Source organism: Paraniabella hibiscisoli, assembly GCF_022512515.1.
In the GTDB taxonomy this organism is placed as follows: domain Bacteria; phylum Bacteroidota; class Bacteroidia; order Chitinophagales; family Chitinophagaceae; genus Niabella; species Niabella hibiscisoli.
The window spans coordinates 515,494-537,832 of sequence record NZ_JAKWBK010000001.1; the positions used below are offsets into that span (position 1 = coordinate 515,494).

General features: G+C 41.3%; 33 protein-coding genes and 1 pseudogene. 21 read left to right on the forward strand and 13 right to left on the reverse strand.

Going from position 1 to position 22,339, the window contains the following annotated elements; all coding sequences use genetic code 11:
• Window positions 1-51: 51 nt before the first annotated feature.
• The 6 genes from MKP07_RS03270 (at window position 52) to MKP07_RS03295 (ending at window position 6,376) form a co-directional block, all read left to right on the forward strand.
• The gene (locus MKP07_RS03270; protein ID WP_240844989.1) at window positions 52-1,302 is read left to right on the forward strand and encodes a 6-bladed beta-propeller; all 1,251 of its coding nucleotides are present in this window, start codon (window positions 52-54) and stop codon (window positions 1,300-1,302) included.
• Between the two features lie 231 nt (window positions 1,303-1,533).
• A complete protein-coding gene (locus MKP07_RS03275) occupies window positions 1,534-1,941 on the forward strand; it encodes a hypothetical protein (RefSeq protein ID WP_240844990.1) in 408 nt (135 codons plus the stop codon).
• Window positions 1,942-2,166: 225 nt separating this feature from the next.
• Window positions 2,167-2,754, forward strand: a complete 588-nt coding sequence (locus tag MKP07_RS03280) for a hypothetical protein (RefSeq protein ID WP_240844991.1) — start codon at window positions 2,167-2,169, stop codon at window positions 2,752-2,754.
• Window positions 2,700-4,181, forward strand: a complete 1,482-nt coding sequence (locus MKP07_RS03285; protein WP_240844992.1) for an outer membrane beta-barrel family protein — start codon at window positions 2,700-2,702, stop codon at window positions 4,179-4,181. Before MKP07_RS03280 ends, MKP07_RS03285 begins: the two co-directional genes overlap by 55 nt.
• An 81-nt stretch (window positions 4,182-4,262) precedes the next feature.
• Window positions 4,263-6,098 carry an NAD-dependent DNA ligase LigA gene (ligA, locus tag MKP07_RS03290; RefSeq protein ID WP_240844993.1) on the forward strand — a complete coding sequence of 612 codons (1,836 nt, stop codon included), beginning with the start codon at window positions 4,263-4,265 and terminating at the stop codon, window positions 6,096-6,098.
• Window positions 6,062-6,376: a BRCT domain-containing protein gene (locus MKP07_RS03295; protein WP_240844994.1), complete on the forward strand. Its 315-nt coding sequence runs from the start codon at window positions 6,062-6,064 to the stop codon at window positions 6,374-6,376. The genes ligA and MKP07_RS03295 overlap by 37 nt, the downstream gene beginning before the upstream one ends.
• 7 nt (window positions 6,377-6,383) lie before the next feature.
• Here the strand turns inward: MKP07_RS03295 and MKP07_RS03300 are convergent, their stop codons facing one another.
• Together MKP07_RS03300 and MKP07_RS03305 are read right to left on the reverse strand one after the other, a co-directional pair.
• A complete protein-coding gene (locus tag MKP07_RS03300; protein ID WP_317235932.1) occupies window positions 6,384-6,578 on the reverse strand; it encodes an Lrp/AsnC ligand binding domain-containing protein in 195 nt (64 codons plus the stop codon).
• Between the two features lie 17 nt (window positions 6,579-6,595).
• Window positions 6,596-6,856: a winged helix-turn-helix transcriptional regulator gene (locus MKP07_RS03305; RefSeq protein WP_240844995.1), complete on the reverse strand. Its 261-nt coding sequence runs from the start codon at window positions 6,854-6,856 to the stop codon at window positions 6,596-6,598.
• 553 nt (window positions 6,857-7,409) lie between these two features.
• Between MKP07_RS03305 and MKP07_RS03310 the strand changes: the two genes are divergently transcribed.
• On the forward strand, window positions 7,410-8,339 hold the full coding sequence (locus tag MKP07_RS03310) for a DUF3078 domain-containing protein (RefSeq protein WP_240844996.1): 930 nt from the start codon (window positions 7,410-7,412) through the stop codon (window positions 8,337-8,339).
• A gap of 4 nt (window positions 8,340-8,343) precedes the next feature.
• Here the strand turns inward: MKP07_RS03310 and MKP07_RS03315 are convergent, their stop codons facing one another.
• Together MKP07_RS03315 and MKP07_RS03320 are read right to left on the reverse strand one after the other, a co-directional pair.
• Window positions 8,344-9,216 (reverse strand): glycosyltransferase, encoded by an 873-nt coding sequence (locus MKP07_RS03315; protein WP_240844997.1) that lies wholly within the window; start codon window positions 9,214-9,216, stop codon window positions 8,344-8,346.
• The gene (locus tag MKP07_RS03320; protein WP_240844998.1) at window positions 9,213-9,452 is read right to left on the reverse strand and encodes a hypothetical protein; all 240 of its coding nucleotides are present in this window, start codon (window positions 9,450-9,452) and stop codon (window positions 9,213-9,215) included. Before MKP07_RS03320 ends, MKP07_RS03315 begins: the two co-directional genes overlap by 4 nt.
• A gap of 97 nt (window positions 9,453-9,549) precedes the next feature.
• Between MKP07_RS03320 and MKP07_RS03325 the strand changes: the two genes are divergently transcribed.
• Window positions 9,550-9,792 carry a hypothetical protein gene (locus MKP07_RS03325; RefSeq protein ID WP_240844999.1) on the forward strand — a complete coding sequence of 81 codons (243 nt, stop codon included), beginning with the start codon at window positions 9,550-9,552 and terminating at the stop codon, window positions 9,790-9,792.
• Window positions 9,793-10,026: 234 nt separating this feature from the next.
• On the opposite strand, the gene MKP07_RS03330 is transcribed toward MKP07_RS03325, so the two are convergent.
• The 5 genes from MKP07_RS03330 to MKP07_RS03350 form a co-directional block, all read right to left on the reverse strand.
• The gene (locus MKP07_RS03330; RefSeq protein WP_240845000.1) at window positions 10,027-10,413 is read right to left on the reverse strand and encodes a ribonuclease E/G; all 387 of its coding nucleotides are present in this window, start codon (window positions 10,411-10,413) and stop codon (window positions 10,027-10,029) included.
• A 14-nt stretch (window positions 10,414-10,427) separates the two neighbouring features.
• Complete coding sequence (locus tag MKP07_RS03335) at window positions 10,428-10,826, reverse strand: ribonuclease E/G (RefSeq protein WP_240845001.1); 399 nt, start codon at window positions 10,824-10,826, stop codon at window positions 10,428-10,430.
• A gap of 8 nt (window positions 10,827-10,834) precedes the next feature.
• Window positions 10,835-11,365, reverse strand: coding sequence for a ribonuclease E/G family protein (locus tag MKP07_RS03340; RefSeq protein ID WP_240845002.1), 531 nt, complete (start codon window positions 11,363-11,365; stop codon window positions 10,835-10,837).
• Window positions 11,366-11,683: 318 nt separating this feature from the next.
• Window positions 11,684-12,568: a tetratricopeptide repeat protein gene (locus MKP07_RS03345; RefSeq protein WP_240845003.1), complete on the reverse strand. Its 885-nt coding sequence runs from the start codon at window positions 12,566-12,568 to the stop codon at window positions 11,684-11,686.
• Window positions 12,569-12,672: 104 nt separating this feature from the next.
• The gene (locus MKP07_RS03350) at window positions 12,673-12,996 is read right to left on the reverse strand and encodes an HU family DNA-binding protein (RefSeq protein WP_114789766.1); all 324 of its coding nucleotides are present in this window, start codon (window positions 12,994-12,996) and stop codon (window positions 12,673-12,675) included.
• A 126-nt stretch (window positions 12,997-13,122) separates the two neighbouring features.
• Here MKP07_RS03350 and mutY point away from each other — a divergent pair, with 126 nt between their 5' ends.
• The 11 genes and pseudogenes from mutY to MKP07_RS03390 all read left to right on the forward strand — a co-directional run bounded on the left by mutY (window position 13,123) and on the right by MKP07_RS03390 (window position 18,344).
• A complete protein-coding gene (mutY, locus tag MKP07_RS03355) occupies window positions 13,123-14,223 on the forward strand; it encodes an A/G-specific adenine glycosylase (protein ID WP_240845004.1) in 1,101 nt (366 codons plus the stop codon).
• Between the two features lie 124 nt (window positions 14,224-14,347).
• Window positions 14,348-14,635, forward strand: a complete 288-nt coding sequence (locus MKP07_RS03360; protein ID WP_240845005.1) for a single-stranded DNA-binding protein — start codon at window positions 14,348-14,350, stop codon at window positions 14,633-14,635.
• An 8-nt stretch (window positions 14,636-14,643) separates the two neighbouring features.
• Entirely contained in the window at window positions 14,644-14,766 is a 123-nt protein-coding gene (locus tag MKP07_RS37575) for a hypothetical protein (RefSeq protein ID WP_262919131.1), read from the forward strand.
• Between the two features lie 57 nt (window positions 14,767-14,823).
• Window positions 14,824-15,522, forward strand: coding sequence for a DUF21 domain-containing protein (locus MKP07_RS03365; protein ID WP_240845006.1), 699 nt, complete (start codon window positions 14,824-14,826; stop codon window positions 15,520-15,522).
• 87 nt (window positions 15,523-15,609) lie between these two features.
• Complete coding sequence (locus tag MKP07_RS03370) at window positions 15,610-15,798, forward strand: hypothetical protein (RefSeq protein WP_240845007.1); 189 nt, start codon at window positions 15,610-15,612, stop codon at window positions 15,796-15,798.
• Entirely contained in the window at window positions 15,783-16,163 is a 381-nt protein-coding gene (locus MKP07_RS03375) for a transporter associated domain-containing protein (protein WP_240845008.1), read from the forward strand. Before MKP07_RS03370 ends, MKP07_RS03375 begins: the two co-directional genes overlap by 16 nt.
• A 176-nt stretch (window positions 16,164-16,339) precedes the next feature.
• A pseudogene (locus MKP07_RS03380) lies at window positions 16,340-16,683 on the forward strand (DUF3109 family protein).
• Window positions 16,647-16,790: a DUF3109 family protein gene (locus MKP07_RS37580; RefSeq protein WP_262919132.1), complete on the forward strand. Its 144-nt coding sequence runs from the start codon at window positions 16,647-16,649 to the stop codon at window positions 16,788-16,790. Before MKP07_RS03380 ends, MKP07_RS37580 begins: the two are co-directional and overlap by 37 nt.
• 42 nt (window positions 16,791-16,832) lie before the next feature.
• On the forward strand, window positions 16,833-17,396 hold the full coding sequence (locus tag MKP07_RS37585) for an LUD domain-containing protein (protein WP_262919133.1): 564 nt from the start codon (window positions 16,833-16,835) through the stop codon (window positions 17,394-17,396).
• Entirely contained in the window at window positions 17,383-17,874 is a 492-nt protein-coding gene (locus tag MKP07_RS37590) for an LUD domain-containing protein (RefSeq protein WP_317235933.1), read from the forward strand. Before MKP07_RS37585 ends, MKP07_RS37590 begins: the two co-directional genes overlap by 14 nt.
• A 5-nt stretch (window positions 17,875-17,879) precedes the next feature.
• A complete protein-coding gene (locus MKP07_RS03390; RefSeq protein ID WP_240845009.1) occupies window positions 17,880-18,344 on the forward strand; it encodes a LutB family protein in 465 nt (154 codons plus the stop codon).
• Here the strand turns inward: MKP07_RS03390 and MKP07_RS03395 are convergent.
• From MKP07_RS03395 to MKP07_RS37600, 3 genes are read right to left on the reverse strand one after another with little or no spacing between them, the layout of a single operon-like run.
• Window positions 18,261-19,352: an alpha/beta hydrolase family protein gene (locus MKP07_RS03395; RefSeq protein WP_262919134.1), complete on the reverse strand. Its 1,092-nt coding sequence runs from the start codon at window positions 19,350-19,352 to the stop codon at window positions 18,261-18,263. The genes MKP07_RS03390 and MKP07_RS03395 overlap by 84 nt on opposite strands.
• Before the next feature lie 23 nt (window positions 19,353-19,375).
• Window positions 19,376-19,870, reverse strand: a complete 495-nt coding sequence (locus tag MKP07_RS37595) for a DPP IV N-terminal domain-containing protein (RefSeq protein ID WP_317235934.1) — start codon at window positions 19,868-19,870, stop codon at window positions 19,376-19,378.
• Complete coding sequence (locus tag MKP07_RS37600; protein ID WP_262919135.1) at window positions 19,852-20,439, reverse strand: DPP IV N-terminal domain-containing protein; 588 nt, start codon at window positions 20,437-20,439, stop codon at window positions 19,852-19,854. Before MKP07_RS37600 ends, MKP07_RS37595 begins: the two co-directional genes overlap by 19 nt.
• 123 nt (window positions 20,440-20,562) lie before the next feature.
• Between MKP07_RS37600 and MKP07_RS03405 the strand changes: the two genes are divergently transcribed.
• Window positions 20,563-21,084, forward strand: coding sequence for a LacI family DNA-binding transcriptional regulator (locus MKP07_RS03405; RefSeq protein WP_240845010.1), 522 nt, complete (start codon window positions 20,563-20,565; stop codon window positions 21,082-21,084).
• Complete coding sequence (locus MKP07_RS03410; protein ID WP_240845011.1) at window positions 21,032-21,604, forward strand: substrate-binding domain-containing protein; 573 nt, start codon at window positions 21,032-21,034, stop codon at window positions 21,602-21,604. Before MKP07_RS03405 ends, MKP07_RS03410 begins: the two co-directional genes overlap by 53 nt.
• Before the next feature lie 8 nt (window positions 21,605-21,612).
• On the opposite strand, the gene MKP07_RS03415 is transcribed toward MKP07_RS03410, so the two are convergent.
• Window positions 21,613-22,194: a 5' nucleotidase, NT5C type gene (locus MKP07_RS03415; protein ID WP_240845012.1), complete on the reverse strand. Its 582-nt coding sequence runs from the start codon at window positions 22,192-22,194 to the stop codon at window positions 21,613-21,615.
• Window positions 22,195-22,339: the final 145 nt, after the last annotated feature.

The following is a 22,339-nucleotide window of genomic DNA, read 5'->3' on the forward strand; positions in this document are numbered from 1 at the left end:
ACGAAATATTCGTAGACCAGTTAAGATATTTATCTTGCTGCAAAATAGTTTATGAGAATATTGACCTGGCTTACCTGCCTGGCCTTATGTCCTATGTTTGTATGGGCGCAGGACAAAGCCTTATACCTGAATCCTGAAAATGCACTGGGCCTCAAAGCCTCCGTAATATTTTCTGAAGCTGAGCTGATACCCCTGGAAACCACCAAAGCCAGCAGCTTTAATAATGTGCAGAATTTCCTGGTAACACCTCATCATTTTGTGCTGCTCGACAATATAGCGAACGCCGTACTCATTTTTGATAAACAGGGAAAGTTTCTATACAAGTATAAGAAGAAGAAATTCCGGATAACAGGTGTTCAATACGTAGCTTCAAAAAATGCGCTCTTCATCAAAGCCCTCAATAAAAACTATACCATTCCCGAACTGAAAGCGCAGCAAATGATTGAGCAATCAGTCAAAACAGATTTTTCAAAATACACCAGCCTGGAACTATTGTACCTGGATAAAACCTCGAACTACCGGGTTGAGAATCTGCCAACACCCCGTTATGCGCTTAACAATATTTTTTATTTAAACGGCTACTACCTCTCAGTAAGCAGCCGGTACAACAAATATTTAAAAGATACCATAGATTATCACCTGGATCTTATCAAAGACAATAAAATCGTAAAATCATACTTTCCTTTTATTAACCTCCCTAAGCTACCGCCCTACTATTCCAACGTTGATTTTTCCATTAACAACACGCTGGATGAAAATTCACTCCTGATTCAAAAGCAGTTTGACAATACTATTTACAGGCTTACGCCCGACTCGCTTTATCTGGAATATAAATTTGTTTTCCCCGCTGATCAGACAATGACCGGAGAGTTCCAGTCTACCATGTTTCGCAGCAACATAGAACATAACACAGCCGTTAATAAAAACAATAAAGTAATATCAGGTTTAAATAACCTCGTAGAGCATAAACACTTATTATTCTTTTCTGCAAGAGCTGTTAATTACGCACAAAAAAACTATCTCTTCAACACGGTTGACAATAAACTGTATGACCTGGGGAAAATAACTACAGACAGCGTTGTGTACAATTTGCCTCCCAAGATCTTCTCATCTATTACAGAGCAGGATGAAGAATATGTTTACACAAGAATATCAAGTGTAGACCTGTTAAAAGAAAAAGATAAGCTGCTCGCTCAGAATAAAGAGCTGCCTTCAAAAACAAAGAACCTGTTAACTAAGCTCGATAAGTTCGACAATGCGATCGTTATTAAATTAAAAGTAAAACCATCAACTGCTAAATAATGAGAACTGTATTATTGCTATGCTTCATAGCTTTCCTCCCATCGGCATTGATGGCACAAAAAATACCGGCGGTGTCAAGGGTATCATCTACGATTCGATTAACGATTATGCTTTACAATCGGCCTCTATATCCGTTTATAAACAATCCGACTCCAGCATTGTAGAGTTTCAGCTCAGTAATACCTCGGGGAATTTGATATTAAAAATCTACCACCGAAAGTACCCCTGTATATGATCGTATCCCACACAGGATACAGGCCGGTGGTAAAAAACCTTCAGCTGGATAGTTTGAACATGGTCACAGATTTCAAAAAATTATTCCTGTACCAGAAAGCAGAAAATGAAATGGATGAGGTGGTGGTAAAAGCCGTACAGCCTATAAGAATGAACGGGGATACGCTTGAAATAAACCCGGATGCTTTTAAACTGGATTCGAATGCAGTAGTAGAAGACATGCTGATGCGGGTACCCGGCCTTACGGTTTGGGGCGATGGAACGATTACCATGAATGGCCGAAAACTGGAAAAAGTATATGTAGATGGCAAACCTTTTTTGGCGGAGCCGCGCAAACAGCTACACAAAATCTGCCCAAAAACGCTATTGAAAAATTCAACTGTACCAGGAAAAAGACCTTTCTAAAGTACAGCAGTCTGAAGAAAAAGCAGACTCATCATACGCTATGAATATTAAGCTGAAAGCTGATAAAAAGAAAGGTATGTTTGGTAAAGTAGGAGCCGGCTACGGAACAGATGAGCGATACACAGGAGACGGAGTTATGCAATTCTATAACAAACGGACACAGGCGGGCTTTGCTGCGGGTATCAATAATATCAATAAGGAAGAAGGCACAGGCGAAAATGCTTTTTGGAAAACACGTTTAAGTCTAATTTCAGGGTATTCTTTGGCGGACGCGGTGGTAGCGCTGACGGTATCACCAGGCGAACTTACGCCAATGCCAAAGTACAGCATAGTTTTTCTGAATCTGATAATTCGCAATTCTACAACCGCATGTCGGCAGACTATGGATACCTGAATACCCTAAGAAACGTATTAACTAATACAACCAATATTCAGAATATCACGCAAAACAACAGCAGCTATAAATTATCCAACATTAGCGAGAGCAGGGGCATGAATAATGCTACCAGTAACAATGTGAAGTTTATGTATGAGAATCGAAAACAATTCGGCAACTTCGTAAACATTACAGCCAATTATACCAACCAGTTTACCACAGGCGATAACGAATCTACCACCAATGTTTTCAAAAACGATTCTACCGCAATAAGTACCGCTCTTAATCGCAGCAGGTCTACCACGGTTAATGACAACCTGAACATGTTTGGTTTTATACGCTCGAACGATGCCGGACAGTTACAGGACCCCGCAAAAACTTTATGTTGTTTTTTAACGGAGGTTACAATAACTCCAGCAGCAATAGCAATACGGTGAGCCGGTTCCTCTCGTATATCGACACCATTCCTTCTGATTTAATTGACAGAAAGTACAATAACCTTAATCGTAATTATAATGCCAGCTTAACCCTCAACTACGATGGTTTCAAAAGCCTGATATTCGGCATCTATAACTTCTTTAACATTGACCTTTCCCTGGCCAACGATATCAGCATCAACAGAAGTGAGATGGATTCGCGGGTTTCCGACCTGGATACGCTCACCAATTTATACAGGCAGAATGACCTTTTGACCAATAACAATATACTCACGAACTTTTCTTACAAACCAGGTTTTAGTTTAAGAAAGTCTATCAGTAAATCGGTATGGGAAAAATACAATTACTGGTTCTCTATGGGCGTGGAATTAAAATACCAGTTCCTGAATCAAAAAAATGAATCCAGCTTTTTGTTTCGCAATTTAGATAGGAATTTCACGGCTTTTACGCCCAACCTGAACATGAATTTTAATTACACTAAGAACAACGCGTATAGGATCAATACCTATTTATGGGCAAATATGAATCAAACCCCTGCTTCTATTGATCAACTGTATCCCTTGGTAGATAGTACCAACCGGTATAGTATTATAGCAGGTAATCCTAATCTTAAAGCCTCTACCAACACCTATAGTAACTGGAACTTCGACATTAGCCGGGCCAAAATGAATACCAAAAGTAACTACAGTGCAAGCATAGGTTTAAACTACAACAATACAGCTAATGCCGTTAGTGATAATCTTGTATACGATAGCTCAGGCAGAAGTATCCGTTACCTCATCAATGTAGATAATCAAACAGCTATCAGTGGAAACTTTAGTTCCCGGTTTTCGACTAACCTTAGTAAATTAAGCAATATCAACTTTTCTTACAGGCTCAACTTATCTACCAACGAACGGCCAGGATTTATTAACTCTGTTAGTTCCACATCTACCAATAATTCAATTTCAAATAACCTTAGTGCTACTTACAGTCTCATAGACAAATTCAATATCACAATAGGCGAAACCATTGCCACTAATAGAAGTATACAGCAAAGTTCCAGTCGCATCAGCTCCCTTATACGTAACTATACCACTTCCGGAAATATCAACTATTTCCTTACAAAGGAGCTCACATTGAACACATCGCTCAACTATCAGAACAATATAGCAGCTAACGGTAATTCTGCAAAAGCTACGATCTGGAATGCCAACGCTATTTATCGTTTTATGCAGCAGAAGGCAGAGTTAAAACTTTCAGCTTTCGACCTTTTACGCCAGAACCGGAATATCACCAATTTTATTGAACGTAATACGGCAACAACAACTATTTCCAATGGCCTGCAACAATATTTCATGGTCACCTTCTCTTACTATCCAAGGAAATTTGGAGGAAGATCGGGAGTGCCGCCCCCACCGTCTGGAGCCATGATGATAGTTAGGTAAAATGATCAAAAGCCGTCTTTCACAGGACGGCTTTTTTCTGTGCGCCAAAAACTTTACTTTTAGACCTGTTTATCCGTTTATATGTACAGCAAAGAAAATACCATCGCCCTGCAGGAAACGACGCAGGCGCTTTTAAAAGATACTCCTGAAACGCTTACCTCCCTGGAAAGTACTGAACAGCTACGCCAGGCATTGCGTTTTCATGAATACCGGTACTACGTTTTAAGCGACCCGTTGATTGCTGATGGGGAGTATGATCAGCTATTTAAGCTACTGGAGAGAACAGAACAAGCTCATAAAGACTGGATCAGCAAAGATTCCCCCACGCAAAGAGTGGCCAAAGAGCTGACAGGCAATTTTGTAACGGTACAACATTTGGTGCCAATGCTGTCTCTGGACAACTCGTATAACGAAGCCGACCTGAAAGATTTTGACAGGAAAGCTAAACTACTATCCAAACTGGATACGATCACCTATTGTGTAGAACCCAAATTTGACGGCGGTAGCATCTCTCTTATATATGAAAATGATTTGCTCGTACGCGGCGCCACCCGTGGCAATGGTGTGGCAGGAGATGATGTAACCACCAATATAAAACAAATACGCACGCTCCCTCTCTCTGCACGCTTCAGCGATTACGGATTGCAGCAGGTTGAAATTCGCGGTGAAGTGCTAATGAATAAAAACAGCTTTAAAAAGTATAACGACTCTCTGATAGAAAAAGGTTTAGCGCCCCTGGCAAACCCACGCAATGCAGCAGCAGGAACGCTTCGCATTAAAGACTCCGCGGAAGTGAAAAGAAGAAACCTGGAAGCCTTTGTTTACCATATTAGCGATTATACACTACTCCCCGGAAGAGAAATACCTGAAGAGCTGACCACGCATGAGGGCTCTCTGAAACTCCTATGGGAGCTGGGTTTCAGAAGCCCGGTTAAAGAAATGCGTGTATTTGACGGCATTGATCCGGTAGTAACGTACTGCCTGGAATTTGAGGGTAAAAGAGATGACCTCCCCTATGAAATTGATGGAATGGTCATCAAAGTCAATAGCTTCGATCTGCAGGATCAGTTAGGCATGACCTCTCACCATCCAAGATGGGCCATGGCTTTTAAATTTAAAGCCCGCCAGGGAACCAGCAAATTATTAAATGTAGATTTCCAGGTAGGGCGCACAGGCTCTATTACCCCGGTTGCCAAAATCGACCCGGTATATATCGGCGGCGTTACCGTAAGTTCCATTTCTCTGTTTAACGAGGATGTAATAAGGGAGAAAGACCTGATGATTGGCGACACGGTATTGGTTGAAAGAGCAGGTGATGTGATCCCCTACATCGTAAAACCGCTCTCAGAATTGCGTACCGGGGCAGAAACGAAAATAGAATTTCCTCAAAATTGTCCCGTCTGCGCCAGTAGCTTAGTTAAAGAAGAAGGAGAAGCGGCCTGGCGCTGTGTAAATATTGAATGTCCTGCCCAGGTGGTAGAGCGCATGATCCATTATGTAAGCAAAGATGCGCTGGACATTAAAGGATTCGGAGAGGCCAATATCAAGAAGTTTTACGATCTCGGGTTATTAAAAGACATTCCCGGCATTTACAGGCTCGACTTTGAAGCCATTGGCAAGCTCGAGGGGTTTGGCGCCAAATCAATTGAAAAACTTAAAGAAGCGATACAGCAAAGCAAAAAACAGCCTTTGCACCGGCTCATTTTTGCCCTGGGCATACGGTTTGTAGGCGAAACAACAGCCAAAGTGCTGGCGCAGAAAGTAGCTCACCTGTTGGATCTCCGCAATTTTTCGCAGGAAGCCTTACAGGAACTGGAAGATATCGGCCCAAAAGTAGCGGGAAGTATTGTTCATTTTTTAGCAGCGAGGACAATATTAAAATGCTGCAGGAACTGGAAGAGATGGGTATTGAAATGAACAATAGCATCAAACAAATGCATGGCGGCGGGGAACTAGAAGGCGTAACTTTTCTTTTTACCGGAACACTTCCTACACTAAAAAGAAGTGAGGCTGAAGAAATGGCGGAAGCTAAGGGCGGAAAAATACTGGGCGGCGTTAGCGCCAAACTCAACTATCTGGTGGTAGGTGAAGATGCCGGCAGCAAATTGGATAAAGCCAAAAAATTAAATACCATAAAAATTATCAGCGAAGCCGAATTCCTTAAAATGATCGCTTCAGAAAATACCGGTTCTTAGGAGCCGGTTATTGATCCAATACTTTCACACTTCTTGAAAAGCTCTCTTCCAGGGATATAAAGGTCTCGGTTCGTTCAATGCCCTTTATTTTCTGCAGCTTTTCGTGCAACACATCTCTTAATTCTGAGATATCCTTACATACAATTTCAGCAAACATGCTATAATTGCCGGTGGTATAATTTAAACGTACTATTTCATTGATCTTATGAAGTTCCTTAGCTACCGAATCATATAACGAGCTCTCTCTCTCAGGTAAATACCAATAAAAGCAATTACATCATACCCCAGGAGCTTAAGGTCGGGATTTAAACGGGTACCTTTTACTACGCCATCCTTTTGCAGCTTTTTAATACGCACATGTATAGTACCTCCCGAAACAAATAATTTCTTTCCCAGGTCGGCATAAGAGATTTCTGCATCGTCCATCATATGCTCAATAATCTGCAGATCGAGCTTATCAAGATTTAATTTAGAATTCATATTTCAGCAGCTTTAATTTGATATAATCTAATACTATTCGCAATTTATTGAAAAAATACTATATTTTGAAAAAATTATTAAAATATTTGGAACGAACGCCCATTTATATTTATTTTTGTTCTAACAACGCCTGATAATACAGGTAAAGTTCTTAAAATTGTGGGGTGATGAAACTTTTGGCAGACATGCCCTCTTGTCTCGAGGGTGAGGATCACGGAATAAACACAACATAGAGCCGACCGTCAGGCCGACCAGGATTGACCACTAACTTTGTGTTGCGGCTAACCGCCTCGTGGAGGTTCGACCCCTCCCCTACAGCATATTAAACCTTCGCCATTGGCGGAGGTTTTTTTATTGCCAACTTTTTGAGGATGAAGATGCTTACAACATCTTTATTCATAAAGCGTTCAATTTGGCCTAGCTGTAATAGTCATTGTGTTTTTGCTTAGTACCCACTACTCACCCATTACACCACAGTAGCCAAATATAAAATTAATTTCCAACAAACCTTTCGGCGTCAGATACTTATTTTTGTAACCAACACAAAACAAATATGAAAAAGATACTATTTATAGTTGCTTTTTTAGGCAGCTTAACTGTTCTGGCCCAGGACGAGACTGTAAAAAACTTAAAGAAAGATTCAGAGAGACAGATCAAGAAGGACCCCAGTGATACCACTACCAAAACCTGGAAGACCGGTGGTTTTATTGGATTGAACGCAGCACAGGGTTCATTGAGCAACTGGGCTGCCGGAGGCGATAAATTTTCTCTGGCCCTTAACGGTAATCTTAGCACCTACGCTTTCTATAAAAAGAATAAACACTCATGGGATAATACACTGGATATTAACCTCGGATATATGAACACCACATCGCTGGGAAGCAGGAAGAATGATGACCGTATCGACCTGGTTTCAAAATATGGATATGCTATTGGTAAGAAATGGAATATAGGCGCGCTGTTCAATTTCAGGTCGCAGATGTTTAAAGGCTACACCTACGACAGTGATGGCAATCGTACTTTTAGTTCTAACTTTTTATCGCCTGCCTATGTATTACTAAGCCCGGGACTCGAATGGAAACCGAATAAAGAGTTTTCTGCTTTCATGTCTCCCGCTACCGTAAGATGGACCATCGTAAGAAATGACTCACTTTCGGGTGTGGGCGCTTATGGTGTAGATAAAGGCAAACACGCAAAAACCGAGTTCGGTGCTTTTGCTTCACTTAATTATTTCAAAGAAGTTAATAAAATGTTCTCTTACAGAAGCCGCCTGGACCTGTATGCCAACTACCTGGATAAGCCTAAAAATGTAGACGTTTATTGGACCAACCTGATCAACATGAAGCTTACCAAATACCTGACACTTACCTACAGTCTTGACATGATCTATGATGATGATGTAAGATTATTTGGCGCCAATAACGAATCTCCGGCAGCACAGATAAAATCTATGTTGGGGTTAGGCTTCCTGGTAAAATTTTAGCCGCTTAAGACTTTTCAATAACTGACCTGCAGTCGGATAAAAAAGCGTCTACCGCTTTTGTCAATAATGTATCATCAGGATTGATAAAGCCATCATAAGCAAATTGTGAAGCACGGTAAAGAAGCTGCAGCAGGTTAAAATTGTCCTGATCAGCACTTATGGCGAATCTTTTGTCCATAAGATATTCTGCCAGGTATTGCTGCTCGGTTTGCCCCGGTGTAGGTATCAGCACTGATCTTTGTCTTAAAGCGTTAATATCCATTACCGAGCTATAACCGCTCCGGCACACAATTAATGCAGCTGAGCGCATGATCGGCTCCATTTCTGTTACGGGCAAATGGTTATAGACAGTTACGCCATCAATCGGGGGTAAGTCTTCCTGGAGTGGTTTGCCTCTTATAATAGTAACAGGCTGTTTAATATATTTTAACTGAGTCAAAACAGCTTGCTCAAAAATACTTCTCTGGGGTTCCGGACCGGAAAACACAAATAAAATCACCCCCTCTTTATTAGCAAAGGATGAGCTATGCACCCTTGTTAGCGCTCCCACATAAGAAACCGTATTGCGGGGCATTGAGGAAGGATGCGATAAAAGACCGGCCAGATTTTGAGCACCTTCAAAATCGGGTATCCAAACCCCGGAAAACCGGTTGATATACCTGTAATTAAATAATTGAGCCATATCATCCGCCCAACGGCCCAGCCCTGTTTGTATACGCAGCTGGTGGGTTATAAAAACACAGGGTATAGCCGGGTTAAAAAGCCCAAGCCGGTTATCGCTAATCACCCCATCAATCTTTTCGCGACGAATAACTTCTTTTAACCAGCTATTTTCCCGCTTTACAGCAGCTGCAATACGGGGCGCCTGCCGCATCATTTTCCATAAAAACCTTTGCGGGTATTGCTGTAAGCAACATTGTAACCTTCCAGAAACAAAAATTTATTATCGGGAAACTCCGCTGTTAAAACCTTTTCCTGCACCTTATTTCCCGCCATTACCACTTCTACATTGCATTTCAGCAAAGCCTTAATAACGGGTATACAGCGGGTGGTATGTCCTAACCCCCAGTCTAAAGGAGCTACCAATATTCTTAATTTTCGGGGAAAAGGCATAGATATTGCTAAAAATATACTAGAACTTAAACCTTTTGTTTGATCTAATTGTAAAATAAGGTAAATTTACTACTACACATTTTAGTTTGCCTGTAAAATGAATAAATATCGCAGAGATATCATTTTGGTCATTAAAGACGACGCTGTTTACCCTAATTCAATAGATACTCAGGTAGAATCCCTGAACTATGTAATTGCCTGTGTAGACAATAAAGAAGGTTTTTGCAAGGTTCATGAGCTGGTGAACCGGAACCGGATCACTTCCAGCAGCAGAAAAATACTGGCGGCCATAAAAAATGAACGTTTAAAACCATTCAGGTTTTTATTGAATAAAAATTAAAAAGCTCCTCAACGGAGCTTTTTAATTTAGAACTTAATTTCTTCCTCATTCGAATCGAAGAAGTGATATTCTGTCAGCTGATAGGCTGTATCTTTTTCAATTCTCGTTTTCTGACCAAATTTTTATTCCACTTAGACAGTTTACTGCTCCACCATAAGCCTTTGGTTAAATAGCCGTACACAATAGGGTGAACAATAAGCTTGAGGTTTTTGTGCTTGTGGGTAATAAGGTAGTTTAGATTTTTTCGATCTCATCTTCCAGTACCAGTGTTGAAGTTATTTTACCGCTACCGTTACAGCTGGGGCAAACTTCCTGGGTATTGATGTTCACCTCCGGGCGCATCCGCTGACGGGTGATCTGCATTAAACCAAACTTAGATATGGGTAATACCGAATGCTTTGCTCTATCGGCGGCCATTACTTCTTCCATCGTATCAAAAAGCTTCTTCTTATTTTCAGCAAGCTTCATGTCAATAAAATCCACAACGATGATTCCACCAATATCCCTCAGCCTTAATTGCCGGGCTATTTCAGCTGCAGCTTCCAGGTTAGTTTCCAGCGCATTTTGCTCCTGGTTATTACCTACATTCTTATAACCGCTGTTTACATCAACTACATGCAATGCCTCAGTATGTTCTATAATAAGATAGGCGCCACTGTTGAGTGTGTAACCGTTTTACCAAACGAACCCTTTACCTGCTTGGTAATACCCATCATATCAAATACATTACCCTGCGCCTGGTTCACAATCTCTGCTTTTTCAGGGGCTATTTTCTGTATGTAATTTTTGGTTTCGTTGTAGATATTTTTATCGTTGGTAACAATGCGGTTATAATCAGCACTTAAGAGATCTCTCAGAATACTATTGGTTTTGTTCTGCTCGCTAAAGATCTTCGTAGGTGCTACTGCGCCTCTCAGGTTTTGTTGAACAGTATTCCAGATATTTACCAGGTTACCCAGGTCTTCATAGAGTTCTGCAGTATTTTTCCCTTCGGCCGCTGTTCTTACAATTACACCAAAGTTCTTTGGCTTCACCGCTTCAATTATTTTCTGCAGTCTTTTTCGCTCTTCAGAAGAATGAATTTTTTAGATACTGCTACGATATTATTGAAGGGAGTTATAACAACAAATCTGCCTGGTAAAGAGAGCTCACAACTAAGCCGGGGACCTTTGGCCGCAATAGGCTCCTTTAAGATCTGCACCAATACATGCGGCTTACCACCCAATACTTCGCTGATCTTTCCGGTTTTTACGATCTCTGGCTCTACATCAAATTTTGAAAAATCTACGGGGTTGGCATCTGTGGCTGCCATGGCCATATTGGTAAACTTTAGTAACGATTTTGCATAAGGGCTCAAATCAGTATAATGCAAAAATGCGTCTTTCTCAAAGCCTACATCTATAAAAGCGGCGTTAAGCCCAGGCATAAGCCTTTTTACTTTGCCCAGGTATAAATCACCCACGGCAAAGCGGCCATCGCTTTTTTCGCTATGCAACTCCACCAGCTTCTTATCTTCTAACAAAGCAATTTCAACACCAGTGGGAGCGGCATTAATTACAATTTCTTTATTCATTGCATATGAACGTGTGCTATGCCTTAAAAGTAAATCTGACCAACTTTATCGGTTATACATGCAGGCAGAAAAGTATATGGCATTAAAGGATGGAAAATGCATATAACGATAAAGCAGCTGAAAACGAATATATTACATAAAACCCCGCAAATAAACTACGGGGTTATATGTAGAATATATTTCAATAAAAGAAAAGCTTATTTCTTTTTATGGCGGTTTTTTCTAAGTCTTTTTTGCGCTTATGAGTTGCAATTTTATGACGTTTTCTTTTTTACCACAAGGCATAGTTAAATAATTTAAATCTTGTTAATATAATAGTTAATTCTGCTTTTTTAAAGCATCAATCCTTTTTTGAAGCTCAGCCCTCATTTCCGTATGTTCTGTTGCCAGCGGTAATGCCTTCTGATAATATGCTATTGCATCCTGTTTTTTATCCTGCTTCTCATAAATATCTGCTAACAGCAATAAAGCCTGCAGATTTTTAGAGTCAAGTCGTGTTATTGTTTCAAGACGCTCTTTGGCCTTATCTGTTTGCCCGCTCATTAGCGAACCCATAGCCAATGTCATTTGTGCATACAAATTAGTGCTGTCTTTTGTAACCACTTCCCTGATCTTGGCAATTCCTTCCATGGGAGCATTGGATATACCTCCAAACATGTAAGTTGAACCCAACCCTACTTTTGCAGAGTCGTTATCAGGATTTAGCTTTAAAGACCTTTCAAACAAATCTTTTGCCTGCAACGCCATCCACTTCGCCATCTCTCCATTATCCACGTGTTGCAGGTTGTTCAAAAACAAATGGCCTGCAAAATTGAGGTTTTTTTCTGAATTTTCCAACCTTGCACCTTCAGCAACATACCAAGCGTAAGGAATAAACGCTTTTACACTGTCTTTCCAATACAAAGAAAGCTCGTTGAAAGCCTTTAATTTTTGCCCCTGATCGGGTGATTTTGCGATGGTGGATTCTAACGAATTTAATCGGGCAGCACCTGCCGGCAAAAGTGTTCCTTTGGCGGCGCTCAATGCGCTATCTATTGAAAATGATGAAGTTGAAACAGAACCAGCAGCTGGCTGGTCGGCATGTTCATGCTGATGACCTTCGTGTGAATTGGCCTTAGCCTCCGGTTTAATGCTCCCGAATGCCCATAGCAATCCAAGTGCAGCAATAGCAACGAAGATGGTAATATATTGAGGTTTCTTCACAATCAAAAAAATTTGGATTGCAAAGTTAACCCCAATACTATATAAATTGTTAAAAAAGAGTGGATAAAAACTCAATGACAGCTACGTTCTTCGTTTAGAACCTATTAATCGTCGCCATCTTCTCCGGGGCCATCATCTGGTTTTGGCTCCTTTAGCTTCTTCACTTCAATGCTAAACTCTTTCGCTGGTTTAAATGCAGGGATGTAATGCTCGGGAATATGTACCGCAACATTTTTCTTAATATTGCGGCCAATTTTTGCAGCCCGCTTTTTTGTAATAAAACTGCCAAAACCACGAATGTAAATGTTTTCGCCAGAAGCCAAAGTATCTTTAACCTCTTTAAACATTGTTTCGAGTGTAACCAGCACGTCTACTTTTGGTATGCCGGTTTTATCAGATATCTTGTTTACCAAATCTGCTTTTCGCATAGAATAGAATTAATATTATTTTAACGATTCAATTAAATTGTATAACAGCTTTTTACGCTTAATACTTCTAAGATATAAACAATTATTAATCCAATTTTTTTCTTTGAAAAAAATAAATAAAATCTTTTGAGCAATTTAACACATAACAACCTGGAAGTCAGCAATTTTTCAAAATTGCTGTTAAAGTGGCATAAGACGGATAATGACCGTCAGCTGCCCTGGAAAGGAGAAAAAGACGCTTATAAGATATGGCTGAGCGAGATTATTTTACAGCAAACAAGAGTGGAACAAGGCCTGGAGTATTATCATAACTTCATTCTTAACTTCCCAACTATTAAAGATTTAGCCGCTGCTGACGAGAAAAGGGTATTTAAATTATGGGAAGGTTTGGGCTACTACTCGCGTTGCCGTAACCTGATTGCAACCGCCCGGATTATTACAGAGGAATATAATGGAATTTTTCCGAGCAGCTATTATGATATATTGAAACTCAAAGGAGTAGGACCATACACAGCATCTGCCATTGCCTCCTTTGCGTTTAACCTGCCTCATGCAGTGGTGGATGGCAATGTTTACAGAGTGCTGGCCAGAGTTTTTGGGATTGGAGAAGCTATAGACAGTACTGCGGGCAAGAAAAATTTCCATCAACTCGCCAACGAGCTGTTAGACCGAAAGCAGCCCGGTAAATACAACCAGGCGATCATGGATTTTGGCGCTACCGTATGCAAACCTGCCGTACCGTTATGCGACTGTTGCACTTTTCAAAAATATTGTGAGGCCTATGCTGATAACAGGGTACAGCAACTACCGGTAAAGGAAAAGAAAATCAAACAGCGAGCACGTTATTTTTATTTCTTTATCATACAATGTGGCAGTAAAGTTGCCATAAGAGAAAGACAGGATAAAGATATCTGGCAGCACTTACATGAGTTTCCTCTTATAGAATTAGTGCAGGACGCCCATGTGGATGCTGCTATAGAAGAAGCTTTAAACAGGAAATGGATTACCGAAGATGCTATTGTGAAACAGGAATCAGCCGTTTACCGGCAAAAATTGACTCATCAAAGCATTACAGCCGTATTTATTAACACAAGGGTAAAGAAATTACCGGCTTCACTTAAAAACTACGATTGGATCGAAACTAATGACCTTGCGGCTCATTCTTTTCCAAAAATCATCAACGATTACTTAAACAGTGAGGAATTGTTACAAGAAGAAACGCACTAATTTACTCTAATCAATATTAAAAAATATAAGCTGCATGTATTAATTTTTCAGAATGGTTAAAAAAAATTAATTTTAGCATACTATAGCTTAATACATACTTACATAAGAAAAATCAATAATTAATATGAGAGGAGTTAATCGCGTAATGCTAATCGGCAACCTAGGTAAAGACCCTGAAGTGCAGTTACTCGAAGGGAATATTGCAGTTGCTAAGTTTCCTTTGGCTACTACCGAAACTTTTAAGGACCGATCGGGCAAGCTGGTTTCTCAAACAGAATGGCACACAGTAGTGTTGTGGCGTGGCCTCGCAGATCTTGCACAAAAATTTTTACACAAATCGAGCCTGGTTTATATAGAGGGCAGATTACGCACCAGAAGCTGGGAAGATAAGGATGGCGTAAAAAATATATAACCGAAGTAGTGGGCGAAAATTTAATTATGCTTGATAAAAAAGCTGAAGGGCTGACGCAGGAACATGATGACCCTGCGCCGGGTGGAACAGCTCCGGGCGAAGATGGAGAAGCTGATGCTATTAACTTTTAATTAGTTGCTATGATGCCGGAAAACCGGCAATAGTATTTTTCACTAATAATATTTGTTTTGTATACACAGAGCATTACTCATTTATTATTTACCGATTTTTTGCAGATAGAACTGCAGGCAACTACTCAAAGCAGTACTGTTATGGTAGTAGTTTTGCTGCTCCTGATTTTTTTATCCTTTTCTATTTCTGGCTCGCAGGCTGCCATTTTCTCTCTCAATGAGAAGGATATAGATGTGTTGAAAACCAAGCAGCAGCCTGCTGCCCGTAGAATTATTGATTTGTTGGATGAGCCAAAGGAAGTGTACACTTCTATGCTTATTTCCAAAACTGTTTTAAACATCTGCCTTATTATTCTAACCAACTACCTGATTGATGAATATACACCTGAAGAATACAAACATAGCGGCTACACTATTTTGCTAAAATGGCTGTTGATCGCGTTTCTCATCGTTTTCCCCTTAGAAATATTTCCGCGTGTATGGGCCAGACAGAATAGCTTAAGATTTGCTTACGAATGGCCTGTGCTGCTGTTTATTGTGGAAATGATCCACTACGTATTAAGGCGCATGAGCAAAGGTATTGTGGCTGTGGCTGATGGCCTGGGCAAAACTTTGGGCGCTGATAATGCCGAAGCCAATAGCCTGCAGGAATTTGATGAAGCCATAGATGTTCAAACGGATGATGAAGCTTCGCCGGAGGAAAAGAACATCATGAAAAGCATCGTGAAGTTTGGAAAGATCTCGGTAAAAAAGTGATGCGTAGCCGTTTGTATGTAAATGGTATTGAGTACAATACCACTTTCGCGGAGTTAGTTGAAAAAATTAAAGAACTACAATATTCAAATGCCGGTTTATAAGGGAGACCTGGATGAGATAGAAGGAATATTAAATACGAAAGACCTGATCCCTCATTTATATGAAGAGAATTTTGACTGGCATTCGGTTATACGCCCACCCTATTTTGTACCGGACTCCAAGCTGATTGAAGACCTGCTTTTAGAGTTTCAGAAAAAAGGATGCACTTCGCCATAGTGGTAGATGAATTTGGAGGCACCAGCGGCATCGTAACCATGGAAGATATTCAGGAAGAAGTAATTGGGGATATTAAAGATGAGTTTGATGTGGAAGAAATTGACAATAAAAAAGTAGACGACCATACCTATATTTTTGAAGGAAGCACCATGTTACGTGATGTTTGTAAAGTGTTACAGCTCCCTGTAAATACTTTTGACGAAGTGCGTGGCGACAACGAGTCTCTCGGTGGACTGATTAATGAAATTTCGGGAGAACTGCCCAAGGAAGGCGATATCGTAAGTTCAGGTGACTTTGAATTTACCGTACTGGAGGTAGAAAGAAACAGGGTTAAAAAAGCCCGCATTGTAATTAAACAGGCCTAATAGTTCGCGGCTTCCGATAACCTGTAGTACTTTTGCATAATGATCATAATCGAAAACAAAATAATCAGTGATGATGTGGCAGAGGCGCAATTTGTTTGCGACCTTACCAAGTGTAAGGGGGATGCTGTGAGGAAGGCGATGCCGGAGCACCCCTGACCGAGGAAGAGCTGGATGAAGTGAATAAGGCCTACGAGATTATAAAACCTTACATGACCCGGGATGCCATTAAGGAAGTTGAAAAAAAGGCAGGTATCAATATGATGATGAATTTGGCTGGGTAACACCTACCCTGCCCAGCGACAACGAAATATGCGTTTATGCGTACCGGGAAAATAATGGCCTTATCAAATGCGCCTTTGAGCAGGCATATAATGAAGGCAAAATAAAATGGAAGAAGCCTATCAGCTGTCATCTCTATCCCATCATTGCTTACCAGGGTAAACATGGCGATTATGAACGGTTGAATTATGAACCACGCAAAAATTGTGTAGCCCCGCTTGTAAGCTGGGAGAAAAATTAAAAGTTCCTGTTTACCAGTTTTTAAAAGAACCCCTGGTAAGAAAATACGGAGAGGAGTTTTACGAGGTATTAGAGCAGGCTGTAATAGCCCACAAGCATAGTGAATAGTTTTTATTGATCAACAGTAAATGTTAACAGCCTCATTTAAGCATGTCTCAAACAGCCACACTATTTAATAAGAAGAGTAAGGAGAAAGCAGCGGACAGAGATCATCGCCAGGTGATCAATTTTAATATTGGCAGGTATAATGCCCAGGTACCTGCGGGAAAAACGCAATTTTCTGACGTTGCACTGGCACGTGAAAGAGCGAAGAACCAGAAGTGGAAAGCCATTGAAACGCTGGATACTCAACTGGAGAATTTTGAAGCCCTTGTAACCCGGCGCGGTGCAAAAGTCATCTGGTGCGAAGATGCCAAACAAGCCATTGATGCCATTGTGAAGATCTGTAAAGAAAAGGACTGCCGCACACTGGTAAAGAGCAAAAGCATGGTTACCGAAGAGATCCATCTTAATAAGAACCTGGAGGCGCATGGCATAGAAAGTATTGAAACGGATTTGGGCGAGTATATTCAACAGCTCGATGGCGAGACACCCTATCATATTGTAACGCCGCCATGCACAAAAGCAAAGATGATATCGCAAGGCTGTTTGCAAAAAACTGGGCACGGATCCCTCCCTGAGCGCAGAACAACTTACCCTTATCGCGAGAGATAAGCTCAGGCAAAAATATGCAGAAGCCGAAGTAGGTGTAACCGGCGCCAATTTTATTATTTCTGATATTGGTGGCATTGCCATTACAGAGAACGAAGGCAACGCCAGGCTCAGCTGCTCCATGCCTAAAACACATATTGTGATTGCGGGCATAGAAAAAGTAATCCCGAACATGACCGATCTGGCGCTATTCTGGCCGCTGCTGGCTACTTTTGGTACCGGTCAGCGCATCACTTCTTACAGCACTATTGTAACTGGTCCTAAGCAGCCTGGTGAAATAGATGGGCCGGAAGAAATGTATGTGCTACTGTTAGATAACGGCCGAACGAATATGCTGGCCAATGAAAAAACAAGGGAAGCATTATACTGCATCCGTTGCGGCGCCTGCCTTAACGCCTGCCCGGTTTATAAAAATATAGGGGGCATACTTATGACACTACTTATAGCGGCCCTATCGGATCCGTTATTACCCCCCACTTAAAGCCCATGAAAGAGTGGAAGCATTTAAGTCATGCATCTTCTCTTTGTGGCAACTGTACTGAAGTATGTGCCGTTAAAATCAACCTGCATGAGCTTTTGCTCGAAAACCGGCACGAAGCCCAGCAGGAAGGCTATGCTCCTTTTACAGAAACTGTGGCATGGAAAATGTGGAAAACAGCTATGTTGAAGCGTAGCTGGATGAATATGGGCAATGGGAATATGAAAACTAAACTCATCAACTCTGTTGCCGGCGCCTGGACCAAAGAACGCAGCAAACTGGAGTTTCCTAAAAATCTTTTAATGAGCTGTGGGCAGAGCGGCGAAAAGGAAAAAGCAATTAACACAAAAAGGCCGGTTTTCGAAACCGGCCTTTCTTTGACTCCAACATTATTTAGCACCCGGCGGACAATATTGCCTCAGGTAGTTTGTATACAAAGTTTGCAGATGCGCAGAAGTTCCTTCGCCTTCTGAAATATTATGCGTCCGGTTAGGATAGCTCATCATCTGGAACTGCCGGTTATATTTGATCAGTTCATTAAACAGCATCTCTGCATTATTATAATGCACATTATCATCGCCCGTTCCATGTATATACAACAGGTTGCCTTTTAAATTTTTAGCATGAGTAATGGGAGAACCTTTGATATAGGGCGTTTCGTCCTGCTGGGGAATACCTGAATAACGCTCCTGGTAAATATTGTCGTAGGTGCGCTGGTTGCCTACTGCAGCCACGGCAATACCTGTTTTGTAAACCTCAGGAAACTGGAACATCAGGTTTAAAGTAGTTGAACCACCACCACTCCAGCCCCATACCGCAGTACGCTCGCTATCCAGGTAAGAATACTGTTTCAACAGCGCTTTAGCCCCCATAGCCTGGTCGTTAATATTCAGAATACCAATATTTTTATACAAAGCCTTGCGCCAGGTTCTTCCTTTAGGTACTGGCGTTCCGCGACTATCTATGGAAACATATATGTAGCCATCTTTAGCCATATCTCCTTTATAGAGAAAATTACGACCAGCGCCATAACTGTCTTTTACTGTTTGTCCCCAGGGCTCCGTGTATACATAAAAAACTACCGGATATTTTTTTGAGGCATCAAAATTGGCAGGCTTGGCCATCCAGGCATCCATTTGCACCCCGTCTTCAGTAGTTATGGTGATAAATTCTACATTCGATTTTGACTTCTCAGAAGCGGCTCCATCTATTTTAATACCTGTACCAATTGCTTTGTGATTGGCTACAGTAATCCACTCTGTTGACGGACGGGTGTAATAGTTGGAGAAACTATGTACGGCATATTTCGCACCGGGTGAAAGATTATAGCTATTGGTTCCCGGATAGTCAGCCGGCGTTAACCGTTCTGCATTACCTGTACCATTTAGCTTTGTACGATACAGGTATTTCTGTGTAGCATTTTCAGGAGAGGCATGAAAATAAAGATATCCGCCCGCTTCATCAATGGCCGAAATATCCATAACATCATACTTGCCCTTTGTTATCAGGGTTTCTTTTTACCGTCCCTGCTTACCCGGTATAAATGACGCCATCCATCTTTTTCTGCAGGCCACAAAAACTCTTTGCCACCATTCAGCCAATCCCATCCGCCGCTGGTATAGTCCTGGTCCCAGTTGGCAACAATATCGATCCAGGCACTGTCCTTTTCTGTATAAATAGTTTGCACTGCTCCTGATGCTGCATTACATAAGATCAGGTTGCTTTCATTTTGCCTTCTGTTCAAATGCTGTACGATCAGCTCGCTGTTATTGCCAGCCCATTCCATGCGTGGCACATACGAGCCCCAAACTGCGTCGTCGGCAATATTCATCCATTGGGTTTGAGCGTCAGTCAACGATACCACACCAATTTTAAATACAGAGGGTTTCTCTCCCGCTACCGGGTATTCTATTGGTATCAATTTGGGATAAATGGAGTCGGTGTTGTTTACCATATTATACACTTTGGTATCCCCTGCGACTATTTTCCAATAAGCGATCTTCTTGCTATCCGGTGCCCAGCGAAAGCCGTCCCGGCAAAAAACTCTTCTTCATAAGCCCAGTCGAATGTACCATTGATATTCTTGCGATCGCCATCGCTGGTTAACGCTTTTATAGCCCCAGAAGCCAGGTCTTCAACATACAGGTTATAATCACTTACATAAGCCACCTTACTATTGTCAGGGGATAATTTAGCAAACATAAGAGATGCTTCCGGTTTACCTTTTCCCAATTGTTGCAGGCGGCCCGAGGTCAGGTCTAACACCCAATAATCGCCACGTGTATCCTCACGCCACACCTGCCGGGTATTGTTGTAGATAAGCGCTTTCGATTCATCTTTACTGATCACAAAGCTCCTTACATCGATAGGTTTAGAACTACCGGATGGTGTTAGCTTTTCGGCAGATATCAAAACAGCTTTTGTATGCTGAGGCAGGGTATATTTTACAATAGCGCCTTCTTCGAGCTTGTAATAAGTATTTCCATCGGAGCCCCAGTTTACAGACTGTGCATTTGCTGCAACAAAACCGAGCAGCATAACGTAAAAGCAAAAAATTTTCCTGAACATGTATGGGTTGTTTTTTTGAAAGAGATCAACGAATGTACTGATTGCCGGACAAACCCTGTAGCAGAAAATGATAAACGGAGGACGCTGCTGAAGAATGCCCTGCAAGCTTTAAATAATCCCAAAATGTTACGTTACATTTGTTTGCATGCCAGAAAAATCAGGAAAAGTATCTTAAAAGATATAGCAAGGGAAGTGGGTGTTTCCGTTGCACTGGTTTCCTATGTTCTCAATAACCGTTTTGAAAACCGGATCAATAAAGATGTTGCGGAAAAAATAAGAACTACTGCACGTAGATTACATTACCAGCCTAACCAGATCGCTAAAAGTCTTAAGACCAATAAAACATTTACCATCGGGCTGGTTGTGGCCGATATTTCTAATCCCTTTTCTTCAGGCCTGGCCAGGATCATTGAAGATGAAGGCGCCAAATACGGGTATACGGTGATCTTTGGAAGTTCTGATGAGGACCTGGTTAAATTTGAAACCCTCACCAATGCATTTATCAACCGGCAGGTAGACGGACTAATATTGTTACCACCAGCCGGCTCGGAGCCGCTTTTGCTTCGCCTGCAACAAATGCGTTTTCCCTTTTGTGATTGCAGACCGTTATTTTCCCAAGCTGGAGGCGCATTGCGTAAATGTTGACAACCTGAAAGCTGCTTATGACGCTGTAAGCCTGTTTATTGAACACGATAAAAAAGCAGTGGGACTGATCAACTATAAAACAGACCTGGCACATTTAAATGATCGCACCAAAGGTTATATGAACGCTTTAAAAAGTGCAGGCGTAACGCCCAATAAAAACTGGGTGAAGAAAGTAGATATTGCTAACGACCCGCAGGAAATAGAAAAAGCAGTGGCTTCACTACTAACCACTGCTTCTGTAAATGCTATTTTCTTCGCCTCTAACCGTATTGCCGTACATGCCCTTAAATACATCCAGGACCAGCAAATAGCGGTACCACAAGATATAGAGCTGATCGGGTTTGACGAGAACGAGGTATTCGACTTTATTAAGCCTCAACTCTCCTTTGTTAAACAACCTATGCTGCAACTGGGCCAGATAGCCACTGAGTTACTTGTAGACATTATTACCCAAAACAAAAAGGAACACCTCATTTTTATTCCCGCCGAACTGGTTAAAAGAGGCTCTACCAATAACTAAATGCTCCTTTAGGCGTACCTGCTTATTGCAGGAGAGAAGTCTACCGGCGTTTCGTGAGCAGAGTACATTTGAGTATTTAAAAGCAACTGCTCTATTTCTCTCCAGTTGTGCACACGTATGTGCTTGCCGGCATCTGCCAGCTCATTGTGCGGCTGTGTGTATAAAATAGACTTCCCTTTAAAAGTATTCAGATTTTTGAAATGATCATCAATCATAATATCGGCTTGTATGATTGTTTTTAAACCACAAAAAACCATTTGCTGCCACTGTATAAAAGAGAAATGTTCGTTTAACCAGGCCTGTTTTTCCGGGAGAGACTGTGGAAACTCGGTGGCTGCTGAAACAATAAATACTTCAAATTTTTCGTTGAGCTTATATAAAACATCCTGGCTGTCTGCGATAACAGGCATATCCCTGAAAAATCCCGGCTGGTACACAAAAGTTCTCGCCTTTTTAAACATTTCATCATCGGTTTTTCCGGCTCCTTCTTCTCTTGTTTTTCTTACATCGGTATCTGCATAGTCATATCTAACAAACTGTTCATAACAGTCGGCCAATACACCATCCATATCTACTGCTATTCTTTTCATTATTACGTATTTTATGTTCGAGGGAGCTACCCGTTCGAACGGTTTTTAATTGTCCCTGTCCCGGTTTTATTCAGGGCGACCTTCGAAACCCGGTTTTACAGAGGACTTTTTAACGATCGCCCGGCACTTATGCATCGCAATCAGG